We start from the raw sequence: 13,060 nt of genomic DNA on the forward strand, positions 1-13,060 counted from the left end.
CTCACTTGGTGGTAGTTATTGATGTAATTGGTATCACAATCTTTTAGACGAAATGAAATTATTCCCCTACTACTAATAATAATTTATTGAAAAATTCCTTCAAATTGCTCATTATTCTCAAGTCGGCATATGCCGTCTTTATAGAAGGTAAAACAAACTGTATGGAATGGATCTTAGATCCGACAATCTGGGTAGGGCTCTCCACCCTTATTGTTCTCGAAATCGTACTTGGTATTGATAACCTTGTTTTCATTGCTATTCTGGCAGATAAACTCCCAGCAAAACTAAGAGATAGAGCTCGTATAACAGGTCTATTGTGTGCCCTTGTTATGCGGATTGTGTTGTTATTTAGTCTCTCTTGGCTTATCACTCTGACAAAACCTCTTATTACACTGTTTGATCATCCTTTCAGTGCAAGAGACTTAATTATGTTGCTCGGAGGGATATTCTTACTGTTCAAAGCGACTATGGAGCTTAATGAGCGACTAGAAGGTAAAGATCACGACGAAGGAAAACAACGCAAAACTACTCGCTTTTGGTCTGTGGTTGCACAAATTATCGTGCTGGATGCGGTATTCTCACTTGACTCAGTGATAACCGCTGTAGGTATGGTTGATCATTTAGGCGTAATGATTGCGGCTGTTACTATTGCAATGTTCTTGATGATCCTAGCAAGTAAGCCTCTAACAAGTTTCGTCAATAATCACCCAACCATTGTTATCTTGTGTTTAAGCTTCTTGCTGATGATTGGTTTTGCATTAGTTGCCGAAGGCTTTGGCTACGCCATTCCAAAAGGTTATCTATATGCAGCGATCGGCTTCTCTATCATGATAGAAGTCTTTAATCAGCTTGCACAATTTAACCGTCGCCGTTTTTTATCTGCTTCTCGCTCTTTGCGTGAACGTACAGCAGAAGCGGTTCTACGTATTATTAATGGTAAGCCCGAATCGTCTGAATTAGATCCTCACACATCTGATTTAGTCTCCAGCTCAGAAGAAGTGTTTGATCCTCAAGAGCGTCAAATGATTGTGCGTGTGCTTGGTTTAAGCCAACGTAATGTCAACAGTATTATGACGTCTCGTCATGATGTTGAATACGTAGACTTAAATGCAACACAAGATGATATCCGCCAATTATTAGAGAAGGATCCCCACTCTCGTCTGGTGATCACTGATGAACAACATAGTGATGAACCGATCGGCGTGGTTAATGTCATTCAGCTACTGAATCAACAGTTACGTAATGAGCCTCTAAACTTACGTTTATTGGTCACTCAACCTTTGATTTTCCCTGAAGGCTTATCCTTGCTACAAGCGTTAGAACAGTTCCGTAGTGCTCACACTCACTTCGCTTTTGTTGTAGATGAATTTGGTTCAGTAGAAGGGATCGTGACGCTAACTGACGTTATGGAAACTATCGCGGGTAACCTACCGGTCAGTTCTGAAGAAAACGATTCACGTCATGACTTGGTTCAAAATGAAGATGGTTCATGGACTGTAAACGGTTTTACACCACTTGAAGACTTAGTGCTTTATATCCCAATCAAATTGGATGAAAAACGTGAGTATGAAACCTTAGCAGGCTTATTAATGGAACATTTACAACGTGTTCCAACTGTTGGTGAAAAAATCCTTATTGATGGCATTGAATTTGAGCCGTTAGAAGTGAACAACCATCGAATTAATAAAGTCCGAATTGTTGAACCGACACCAGAAAACGAAGAGAACGTTGACGAAGCGTAATCCCCGTCAAATAGCAAAATATCCGCCTTAAAGGCGGATATTTTTTTATCTGAAGATAATGCGCTGGAAAATACTGCATACCAATGTCAGTGTTAAAATCATCTGGTTAACCTCTATTGTCTATTGAAGGAGGAAGACAATCACCACCACCTTTAACTGGTTTTTATTATCCAACGATTCAACTGCCTAATGTGCAAAATAGCTGGAGCCTTGTGATTGAAATTTATGAAGGCCCGAAAAAAGTCGCAGATGTTTTTATTCAATTTAAATAACCACCTTCTATATAATTTTTCCTGAGTAAATAAAAAAACGGGCTTTGTTTTCACACAAAGCCCGCCAATAAAATTTTAAACACTCATTTTAGATTAATTCAATACAATGAAAATTAACCTAAAGTACTTGGTACAAGAATTTCTGTAGCAACAATTACAATCACAAGACCGACTAATACAGGTACAGAAACTCGTTTCATCACTTCGAAAGGTGAAATTTTTGCCATACCCGATACCGCGACCACAACACCAGAGACCGGTGATAATGTACGGCCTAAGTTTGAAGCTTGTAACATAGGAATAGTTAAATAAGCCGGGTTTACACCCATATTGCTTGCTAAACGAGGAATTAATTCAACAAACGCATAGAATGGCGCATTACCAGAGCCAGTTGTCATTGCTGCTAACATGGTAATTAAGACCAGCGCAATCATCATCACAATCGCACCCGAACCTAATGATTGAGCACCATCAATTAACGCATTGATAAAGCCAACTGTTGTTAAGCCTTGAGCAAATACCCCTGCCGCCACTAATAACATAACAACTTGAGCAAAGGCATCGGCCATACCGCGATAAGCAACTTCTAAACCTTCAAAAACTTGTTTTGCACTAAAGCTACGAATAAATTCGATAACAGCCGCTAAAATCATACAGATAATAATAATGGCGACAATATGTAATTCTGGCAACCATTTACCATCAAAGACGAGAACGCCGATAATTGGCGTGAAAGGTAAAATCGCATAGAAACTTGGTGCATGAGTTTTGATCTCATTCACGTCTAACATTTCTGTTTCGATATGCTCTTTACGGTCAAGATAACGTTGCCAGAAGAAGTGAGCGATACACATACCTATAATTGCAGCAATAGAGATAGGTAATGTGGTTTTAAATGCAAAATCAATTAACGGCATTTTAGACGCTTCTGCGGCTAAAATAACATCACCTGATGTTGGCGCTAAAATAATAGAAGCTGGAGAGGCACAGATTGCAGCCGCCGCTCCGCGGCTAATTCCCATGTTCACCATAACAGGGAACAATGTTGCCATTAATAACACACCTAAACCTGTTGCTGATGAAACAGCCAGCGACATCAAACATGCAACAATGTAAGCCGCAACCATTAGCAGATAAGGCGAGTTAATCATTTTCAGTGGACGTGAGGCTAATTTAACAACAACATCATTAGCGCCGATGTGTGTCATATAAGAAGCAAAGCCACAAAGTATCATGATCATCATACCTAAATCGCCACCACGGCTCATTAGTAGATTTTTCACATACTCAACAATATCGATTAAACCATAACCTGTCGCAGTTGCACTTGCAGGTAAAACAGTTCTTCCCATAATAACGCTGATGATCAGTAATAACAGACCACCCGTCATTAAAACACCTGTTGGTGAATAGCCTTTTACAATATAACGTCCAACACCTACAGCAACGAAGGCGCCGATAAGAATTTCGATCATTTATTTATCCTGTCTAACATAGTCATTTATAAAATGAAGTTTTTTTATTTTTATCATCATTTTTGCGTTTAGTGCGATTGACACACTCTGCCCAAAGGCAACGTTCCAGTGTATGATATATATCAAAAAAAACGACTATTTTTTTGCACATACATAGCATGAATGCTTACTTTTCATTCAAAAGATAAATTAAATGATAGATATAAAGCAAAAAGCACACAATTACCAAAATAGTGTGCTTTTATTAAGAATGTGATGAAGTTAAAAATCGTGAAATTAGATTTTCTTCAATAGTTGATTAAGTGCTTTTACTTCAGGACTTTCTGCATCTTGTTTATTTAACCAATTATCGATAGCTTGCTTGGCTTTTTGCTGTAATTGGTCGCGCAATAATTTTTCAATATTAAGTTCATATTGAATAGCATTCCAATCACCATAGAGCCTTAATGGAATTTCAATTTTAGCCAATTGACGGATAAAATCGTTTTCTTTACCCCAACCTTTTTTGATATTAACCAGTAACATCACATCAAGATCATGACGTTGAAGATCCACTTTACCCTGCCCTTTAATTTGATAAGCCTCTGCTTGAGCATCGAGTGAATTAATGGTTACTTTCCCTTTGGGCGCTAATTTAAATTGGGCAATCACATTATCTGCTTGGGTATAACTTTCGACATCTTCAGGGTAAATTACTTTATCCGTCGCTTGAGCGACAGATTGCTGAATAACCTGTGGTACATTTAATCCCTGCATTTTAAATTGAGCAACTGATGTATTAAGCGTACCTTGCCAATAATTATAAAAAGCTTTTCGGTTATATCCCGTTCCTTCTAAATTTCCTTTTGCTGAAATTAATCCACTAAAATTTTCAGGTTGATTAAAAACACGCAATAGTGGCTGTAATGGAATATTGTTCATTGTGATATCCATGCTAATATGCGCTGGCACAATGCTTGTAGAGATAACCGTTGGAAGTGAAAAATCACCTTGAAGGAGTTGCCCTGTTAAGGTTTTAATATTCAAGGAGTTAGGATTATTTAGAGCATCAAGTTTAAAATTATTAATCTCTAAATCTTTATAAAGAAGCTTATTCAGTGCTAATTTCAATGTAAATTCAATATTACTCCAATGAGTTAAATCATATTCTTTACTTTCAACAGCGACTGAAGTAATAACCGGTTTTGCCATAATAGTGGCATTTGGTGCAGGTGCTGCATGGGCTGTATTAAATAATGAAAATAACGGTGACGTTTTATTATCTTTTGATGTCAATAATACAGTTTCAGTAGTGTTAGTCGCAGCTAACTCAGGTAACAAGGTATTTAAATTTAATTGTTCACCTTTTAGATCAACTTGATAACGAGTCGTATCTGCAAATTCTGCACTGATATTACCTTGCAATTGACTATCATTAGCAGTGAGATTTAAGTTATTAAGTGAAATTTTTCTCACGCCTTCATTTTGGATATGAAAATCTGAAGTTAAACTTCCTGCAATTCCATTTTCAGGGATCCCAACACCTGATAAAGCGTAATCTAACTGTGTGATATTACCTGAAACTTGGTAAGGATAACTTTTCATATCCGCATTAGCGGCAATATTTAGCATGATCTCACGACGGTCACGATTCACTTTCGTGCTCATTTCAAGACTAACTTGTTTTTTCTCGTCTGTTTTCAACGACAGATTAATATCACGTAAATTAAGTTGCTCACCATCTTTCATTTGCCAAATAATTAAGCTATCTGAAATATTCACTTTAGCGATATTCAACTGCCAATTATTGGCTCTAGGTTCGATAACGGAACGAGAAATATCTCGAGGAGTAGACGGAGGTGATATTTTAGGAATTGCTTTACTTTCAGGTGTTTGGCGAACCACTGCACCTTTAAGCATAACTTCTTTTACTTCAAGTTGATGGGAAAGTAGCGGCAATAACTCAACATCAAGACGCATGTTATCTGCTGTGACTAAAGGCATTTCAGCACCAGGTGCTGTCAATGACATTTTACCACTGATAATGCTTAACTTTGGCCACACATGCCAACGCATATCATCTTGTAATGTGAGTTTATAACCGCTTTGTTTTTCAACCCTTTCAATAAGGTATCCACGGAAATCATTTGGGTTAATGAGTAAAACTAACGCTGTTAAGCCTGCCAAAATAACCACAAGCAAAATAGCCAGTGTTGTCAAAAACCTTTTCATATAATTACCCGTTTAGTGAACATGATAATGATGATTATAAAGATAGTTAATCTTCACTAATCCGACTACCAACTGCACCTTGTTGATTTTTATATTTTGCATCTTGACGACGATTATAAGGTCTATCAGCAGAACCCGACATAGGCTCAAAGCTTAATGCACCAATAACCATACCCGGTCTTAATGCGAGAGGAAGTTTACCTGAATTAAAGAATTCTAATACGATTTGTCCATGCCAGCCAGGATCAATACGATGGGCGGTAACATGCACCATTAAACCTAAACGAGCTAATGATGAGCGTCCATCTAACCATCCAACAACATTATCAGGCAAAGTGACTGACTCCAGTGTCACTGCTAACGCTAATTCACCCGGATGTAAGAAAAATGCTTCACCTTCAGGTAAAACAATTTCATCACTCATTACACGCTCTAGCGCAGCGTTCACTTCAGCCTTAGGTCCACTCAAATCAATATAAGCTGCAGTATGACCTTGGAAAACACGAAATTGATTTCCTAAGCAAACATCTGCTGTTGCGCCGTTAATTCGCTCGACGGGCGGGCGGGGTTCAATGACTAATTTACCTTCATCCAGCCACTGAATAATATCACGGTCGCATAATCGCATTTTATTTCCTTCTTCAAGTTAAACAGGCAGTTTCATCATGCATGAAAGCTGCCTACAAATGAATCTATTATTCGCAGAATTGCCCAATTTTTGCTTTCAGAATATCAATCGCAACGCGGTTTTTTCCCCCTCTAGGGACAATAATATCGGCATATTGTTTAGAAGGCTCAATAAACTGGAAGAACATCGGACGAACGGTTTTATTATATTGTTCAATGACTGAGTCTAAGCTACGTCCACGTTCATTCACATCTCGTTTAATTCTACGCATCAAGCAAATATCTAATGGCGTATCAACAAAGATAGAAAAATCCATCTCTTCACGCAGGCGTTTATCTGTTAATAACAAGATGCCTTCAATGATAATAACTTTTTTAGGTTGAAAAGGAATGGATTCTGCTTTGCGAGTGTGAGCAACGTAGTCGTATTGAGGGAGTTCTATGGATTTTCCTGCTTTTAATTCACACAAATGATGATATAAAAGTGCGTGATCCATCGAGTTTGGGTGGTCATAATTGACCTTATATCGTTCTTCCATCGTTAAATCACTTTGGTCACGATAATAACAATCTTCTGGTATCACTCCGATATTATGATCACCTACTTGCGCTCTTAATTCGCGGTAAAGTGTACTTGCAATAAGGCTTTTACCCGAAGCAGAGGCTCCAGCGATACCTACAATTGTGCACTGATGTGCTGTGTCAGCCATAATCAAAAACCTGGTTTGAAATAAAAAGAGGGATAACGTAATAATATGTAAATATTACGCTAGCGCAGATTATAGTTTTGAAATCACTCTGGTTCCAGCGTAAAACCAGAAATCTATTTGTTTTTTATCAAAAACAGTCGGAAATTGCATATAAAAATGGAAAGCCAAATGGCTCTCCATTTAAATCAGCAAATAATTCAAGATATTATTCCACTGTAATTACACTGCGCGGAAAGAAATTTCCGTTGGAATTGCATCACCATCCCAATACATTTGAGCGGACACTGTAGATGCGATTTCGCGATAAATATCGGCAAACTCACCTTCAGGATCACGCATCACGGTTGGTTGTCCGCGGTCTAGGTCTTCACGTAAAGAGATATGAAGAGGAACTTGACCTAATAATTGACAATGATACTTCTCTGCTAATTTAGCCGCACCACCAGTACCAAAGATAGGTTCAAGGTGACCACAGTTACTACAAATATGTGCACTCATGTTTTCAATAATACCTAAGACAGGCACATTGACTTTTTTAAACATGACGATCCCTTTCATTGCATCCACCAGCGCGATATCTTGTGGTGTTGTTACCACAACCGCAGCAGTTACAGGGATATTTTGAGATAAGGTCAATTGGATATCACCTGTTCCCGGTGGCATATCGATAACCAGATAATCCAAGTCAGGCCACAGCGTATCTTGAAGCATTTGCATTAATGCTTTGCTCGCCATAGGACCACGCCATACCATTGCATTATCATCGGTGACTAAATAACCGATAGAGTTAGACGCTAAACCATAAGCCATAATCGGTGCCATATGTTGTCCATCAGGAGACGTTGGACGCTCCATTGTGGTCCCCAACATATTCGGAATAGACGGCCCATAAATATCAGCATCAAGAATACCTACTTTAGCGCCTTCTTGTGCAAGAGCTAACGCAAGGTTAACGGCTGTACTTGATTTACCAACGCCACCTTTACCAGAGCTCACTGCAAGAATATTACGCACACCATTAACACCTGGCAGATCATTTGCACGGCGTAAGGTTGAAATATTATGCTTGAGTTTCCATTCAATGGCTTTTGCACCAGTAATATTGCGAAGTTCGGCGGTCTTTTCTTCAATTAGGACTTGGAAAGGTTTTTTCCAAACAAACGGCATCACTAACTCGATATGAAGAACATCGTCAATCATCGCACATTGATGTAATGCTTTTAGAGAAAGCAGATTACGTTTCAATGTTGGGTGTTCAAAAGTAGACAAGACACCTGAAACTTTTTCGTTCAGAATCTCAGGGGTGGTCTGCTCGGGGGATTTATCACTCATCCCGGCTCCTCTCGTTTTCATTATTTATTAAATATATGAGTGTATCTATCATATCAGATAGTAGATGACTACGATAATGCCTTACCTCAATTTGCCAACTGAAATTTCTCTTGCAAAAACTCAATTATTGCCCTAGCGACATCATGACGGATCGGTTAACATCAAAGTCCCTTTTATTAATTTTATGGAAGTAAGATCCTTACTATGTCTCACGTCGCGAATAAATTATTGGTAACCTGCGCGTTACCTTATGCTAACGGTTCAATTCATCTCGGTCATATCCTTGAACACATTCAGGCAGATATCTGGGTCCGTTATCAACGAATGCGCGGCAAAGAAGTTCATTTCATCTGCGCTGACGATGCTCACGGTACACCTATTATGCTAAAAGCCCAACAACTGGGTATCACGCCAGAAGCAATGATTGAAGAAATGAGCAAAGAGCATCAGCAGGATTTTGCGGGTTTCAATATCAGTTATGATAATTATCACTCTACACACAGTGAAGAGAGTCGCCAATTATCAACTAAAATTTATCTTGCACTGAAAAAAAATGGTCACATCAAAAGCAAAACTATTTCTCAGCTTTATGATGAAGAAAAAGGTATGTTTTTGCCTGACCGCTTTGTAAAAGGCACTTGCCCTAAATGTAAAGCGCAAGACCAATATGGTGATAACTGTGAAGTTTGTGGCTCAACCTACAGTCCAACAGAATTAATTAACCCACGCTCTGTTGTATCAGGTTCAACGCCTGTTATGCGTGAAACTGAACACTATTTCTTCGACTTACCTGCATTTAGCAATATGTTACAAGAGTGGATCCGCTCTGGTGCTCTGCAAGAGCAAGTTGCGAATAAAATGCAAGAGTGGTTTGACAGCGGTTTACAACAGTGGGATATCACTCGTGACGCACCTTATTTTGGGTTTGAAATTCCAGATGCACCGGGTAAATATTTCTATGTATGGTTAGATGCACCAATCGGCTACATGAGTTCATTCTTAAACTTATGTGAAAAACGCGGTGATTTAAGTTTTGACGAGTTTTGGAATAAAGACAGCAAAGCAGATCTTTATCACTTTATTGGTAAAGATATCGTCTATTTCCACAGCTTATTCTGGCCTGCAATGTTAGAAGGTAGCGAATATCGCAAACCAACCAACTTATTTGTTCACGGTTACGTCACTGTAAATGGTGCGAAGATGTCAAAATCTCGTGGCACCTTTATTACAGCGCGTGCTTATCTTGATCATTTTGATGCTGATTGTCTACGTTATTACTATGCTGCAAAACTTTCATCACGCATTGACGATATTGACCTAAACTTAGAAGACTTTGTTCAACGTGTTAATAGCGACATTGTAAATAAAGTCGTTAACCTAGCATCACGTACAGCGGGTTTTATCAGCAAGCGTTTTGATGGCAAATTAGCTGATTCTTTAGATGATGCTAAACTTTATCAACACTTTGTTGATATGAAAGAAACTATCGCACAGTCATTTGAAAATCGTGAATTTGGTAAAGCTGTTCGTGAAATTATGGCATTAGCTGATGAAGCTAACCGTTACATTGATGAAAAAGCGCCTTGGATCGTGGCTAAACAAGAAGGTCAAGATGCTCAGTTACAAGCAATCTGTACTATGGGAATTAACTTATTCCGCGTATTGATGACTTATTTAAAACCAGTATTACCTTCACTAACAGAGCGTTCAGAAGCCTTTTTACAAACTCAATTAACATGGGATGCGCTTGAAAAACCGCTGTTAGGCCAAGAGATCACTAAATTCAAAGCGCTGTTTAATCGCATTGAAATGGATAAAGCCAATGCCATGGTTGAAGCATCAAAAAGTACCATTGCGCCAGTAAAAGAAATAACAGGCCCATTAGCAGATTCGCCGATTCAAGAAACCATCAACTTTGATGATTTTGCGAAAATCGATATGCGTATTGCTGAAATTAAACAAGCAGATTTAGTTGAAGGTTCAGACAAACTGCTGAAATTAATTCTGGACTTAGGTGGCGAAACTCGCCAAGTATTCTCAGGTATTCGTACTGCATACCCTGATCCTAAGGTGTTAGAAGGTCGCTTAACGGTAATGGTGGCAAACTTAGCTCCTCGTAAAATGCGTTTTGGTATTTCAGAAGGCATGGTAATGGCGGCAGGTCCTGGCGATAAAGATATCTTCTTACTCAGCCCAGATTCTGGTGCAAAACCGGGTCAGCAAGTGAAATAACGACTAAAATTCATTTACAAAATAAATGAATGGCGGGGTTCTATTAGAGCCCCGCCTTTTTTTTATTGTGATCCATAGCACACTTTCAAAATCGGTGTATGATAATTCTGTTAGTTGATTTGGGACACTTACTTATGAAATCTAAACGGGCACGATTGCAGATTACGCTTTGGCATTATCTACGATCTTTTTTGGTACTTTATCTTTGTCTCTTCGCTGGTAATCTTATTTCAGCCCTTCTACCCTTCGCGGTTCCAGGCAGTATTGTTGGCTTACTAATTCTTTTTGGTTTACTGGCTTTTCAGCTTATCCCTGTGCGTTGGGTTAAACCTGGTGCAAATATCCTCTTAAAAAATATGTCATTACTCTTTATCCCCATCGGGGTTGGTGTAATGAACTATTATGATTTGTTAAGTCAGCAACTTTTTCCCATCGTTTTAGCCTGCGTCGTGAGTACCTTTGGTGTTATGGCACTCGTTGCCTATTGCTCACACTATGTTCATCGCGAGCGCGTTATCGTGGGTTCGAAACCAGACCAAGTTGAAGATATTGTTGAAACAAAAGAGAAAGACGATGATAAAGCGTTAAGTGAGAAGAGAAAATGTTAGCTATATTAATGAATATTTGGTGGTCACTTCCTTTAAGTATTTTTATTTTTTACTTAGCTCGTAAGCTTGCAGCCCGATTTAAATTGCCTATTTTAAATCCTCTGCTAATTGCTATTGTGGTAATTATACCTATTTTGTTAATAGCCAAAGTGCCTTACGAAAATTATTTCGCAGGTAGTCGAGTTTTAAATGACTTACTGCAACCCGCCGTTGTCGCTTTAGCTATACCACTTTATCAGCAATTACACCAAATTCGTGCACAGTGGAAATCATTAATCAGTATTTGCTTTATTGGTAGTATTGCTGCGATGGCCAGTGGCACAGCCATTGCATTATGGGCTGGTGCAACACCTGAAATTGCCGCATCAATCTTACCTAAATCAGTGACAACGCCAATTGCAATGGCTGTCGCAGACTCCATAGGTGGTATTCCTGCAATCAGTGCTGCATGTGTTATTGCAGTAGGTATTTTAGGTGCCATTTTTGGTCATACATTATTTAAGCTACTGCGTATTCCTACTCACGCCTCTCGTGGTTTGGCTATGGGAACCGTATCTCACGCAGTGGGAACAGCACGAGCTGCAGAAATCGATTATATTGAGGGGGCTTACAGCTCATTGGCCTTAATGACTTGCGGGATTATTACTTCCCTTACTGCGCCATTTATCTTCCCTATTATTTTACATCTCTATAGTTGATATCTTTCTTACCCTCTATTCTTAAATCCCCGATTTAATTAAATTTATTTCGGGGATTTCACTATAAATTTGAGATATATCTCTCAATTAATGAATTTGTTGCAATTGTTTCATTGAAAACATGACTTTTATCACATATAAGAGTGAGTAAAGATGCCTAGAATCTTACAATACAGAAAGATTAATGGGAGACTCATGTATGCATACTCGTTTTCAGGCAGTTTGGTCAGATTTATCCCCTCAGTTGCAACAAGCGCTTGCTCCTTATCTTGAGCAGGATGAATTCCCTGCAATGTTTACGGCAGAGCAGGTCAATGCCATAAAAACTCAGTTACAATGTAATGATGATGCCTTAGCCCTCGCACTTTTACCGGTTGCTGCTGCTTGTGCTGTTGCACCAATCTCTAATTTTAAAGTCGGTGCGGTTGCACGTGGTGAGAGTGGTAATCTCTACTTCGGTGCCAATATGGAATTTGCTGGCGCCCCACTACAACAGACTGTTCACGCTGAACAAAGTGCTGTAACTCATGCTTGGTTACGTGGTGAGTCTCGCTTAATTTCAGTCACCGTTAACTATACACCTTGTGGTCATTGTCGCCAGTTTATGAACGAATTGAACAGTGGCACCCATATTCAAATTCAGTTACCGGGTAGAAAAATGGCAACATTGGGTGATTATTTACCTGATAGCTTTGGCCCAAAAGATCTTAATATCACCTCTTTATTAATGGACAAAGTTAATCACGGTTACAAAATTGATAACCCTAGTGAGTTAGCGCAACAGGCGCTACAAGCGACTAATCGTAGCCACGCACCTTATAGTGAGTCGCACAGTGGTATTGCTGTGCAAATGAAAAGTGGCAAAATTTTCCAAGGTAGCTACGCAGAAAATGCTGCATTTAACCCAAGTCTTCCGCCATTACAAGCCGCATTGATTTTATTAAATATGGCAGGTGAGAGTGTGATGGATATTGAATCGGCTGTCTTAATTGAAAAAGCAGAAGCCATTTTAACGCAATGGGATGCAACTCAAGCCACATTAATGGCTTTAGGTTGTCGCCAGATGCAACGCATCACTTTGTAAAAAATTTTAACTTATTCCTCTAAAAATCGCTCCTAAAAAAGCATCAGCATGTAAATTTTGCTGATGCTT

The 13,060-nt window shown here is 39.0% G+C and carries 11 protein-coding genes; 6 read left to right on the forward strand and 5 right to left on the reverse strand.

Going from position 1 to position 13,060, the window contains the following annotated elements; all coding sequences use genetic code 11:
- The first annotated feature begins 161 nt into the window (after positions 1–161).
- Both QSH13_RS03200 and QSH13_RS03205 read left to right on the forward strand, forming a co-directional pair.
- Positions 162–1,742 carry a TerC family protein gene (locus QSH13_RS03200; protein ID WP_109398074.1) on the forward strand — a complete coding sequence of 527 codons (1,581 nt, stop codon included), beginning with the start codon at positions 162–164 and terminating at the stop codon, positions 1,740–1,742.
- A 116-nt stretch (positions 1,743–1,858) separates the two neighbouring features.
- Positions 1,859–2,014, forward strand: coding sequence for a hypothetical protein (locus QSH13_RS03205; RefSeq protein ID WP_196544417.1), 156 nt, complete (start codon positions 1,859–1,861; stop codon positions 2,012–2,014).
- A gap of 113 nt (positions 2,015–2,127) precedes the next feature.
- Here the strand turns inward: QSH13_RS03205 and dcuC are convergent, their stop codons facing one another.
- The 5 genes from dcuC to apbC all read right to left on the reverse strand — a co-directional run bounded on the left by dcuC (position 2,128) and on the right by apbC (position 8,369).
- The gene (gene dcuC, locus QSH13_RS03210; protein WP_109398075.1) at positions 2,128–3,489 is read right to left on the reverse strand and encodes an anaerobic C4-dicarboxylate transporter DcuC; all 1,362 of its coding nucleotides are present in this window, start codon (positions 3,487–3,489) and stop codon (positions 2,128–2,130) included.
- A 276-nt stretch (positions 3,490–3,765) separates the two neighbouring features.
- A complete protein-coding gene (gene asmA / locus QSH13_RS03215; protein ID WP_196544418.1) occupies positions 3,766–5,700 on the reverse strand; it encodes an outer membrane assembly protein AsmA in 1,935 nt (644 codons plus the stop codon).
- Positions 5,701–5,746: 46 nt separating this feature from the next.
- Positions 5,747–6,328: a dCTP deaminase gene (gene dcd / locus QSH13_RS03220; protein WP_006537532.1), complete on the reverse strand. Its 582-nt coding sequence runs from the start codon at positions 6,326–6,328 to the stop codon at positions 5,747–5,749.
- A gap of 67 nt (positions 6,329–6,395) precedes the next feature.
- Positions 6,396–7,037 carry a uridine kinase gene (udk, locus tag QSH13_RS03225; RefSeq protein WP_109398077.1) on the reverse strand — a complete coding sequence of 214 codons (642 nt, stop codon included), beginning with the start codon at positions 7,035–7,037 and terminating at the stop codon, positions 6,396–6,398.
- A 219-nt stretch (positions 7,038–7,256) separates the two neighbouring features.
- Positions 7,257–8,369 (reverse strand): iron-sulfur cluster carrier protein ApbC, encoded by a 1,113-nt coding sequence (apbC, locus tag QSH13_RS03230; protein ID WP_036912151.1) that lies wholly within the window; start codon positions 8,367–8,369, stop codon positions 7,257–7,259.
- Positions 8,370–8,573: 204 nt separating this feature from the next.
- On the opposite strand from apbC, the gene metG reads away from it, so the two are divergent.
- The 4 genes from metG (at position 8,574) to cdd (ending at position 12,991) form a co-directional block, all read left to right on the forward strand.
- The gene (gene metG, locus QSH13_RS03235; RefSeq protein WP_109406466.1) at positions 8,574–10,601 is read left to right on the forward strand and encodes a methionine--tRNA ligase; all 2,028 of its coding nucleotides are present in this window, start codon (positions 8,574–8,576) and stop codon (positions 10,599–10,601) included.
- A gap of 134 nt (positions 10,602–10,735) precedes the next feature.
- Complete coding sequence (locus QSH13_RS03240; RefSeq protein ID WP_286038819.1) at positions 10,736–11,209, forward strand: CidA/LrgA family protein; 474 nt, start codon at positions 10,736–10,738, stop codon at positions 11,207–11,209.
- A 2-nt stretch (positions 11,210–11,211) separates the two neighbouring features.
- Positions 11,212–11,907, forward strand: coding sequence for a CidB/LrgB family autolysis modulator (locus QSH13_RS03245; protein ID WP_109398215.1), 696 nt, complete (start codon positions 11,212–11,214; stop codon positions 11,905–11,907).
- A gap of 199 nt (positions 11,908–12,106) precedes the next feature.
- Complete coding sequence (gene cdd, locus QSH13_RS03250) at positions 12,107–12,991, forward strand: cytidine deaminase (protein WP_109398079.1); 885 nt, start codon at positions 12,107–12,109, stop codon at positions 12,989–12,991.
- Positions 12,992–13,060: the final 69 nt, after the last annotated feature.

The organism is Proteus faecis, from assembly GCF_030286765.1.
GTDB classification, from domain to species: Bacteria; Pseudomonadota; Gammaproteobacteria; order Enterobacterales; family Enterobacteriaceae; genus Proteus; species Proteus faecis.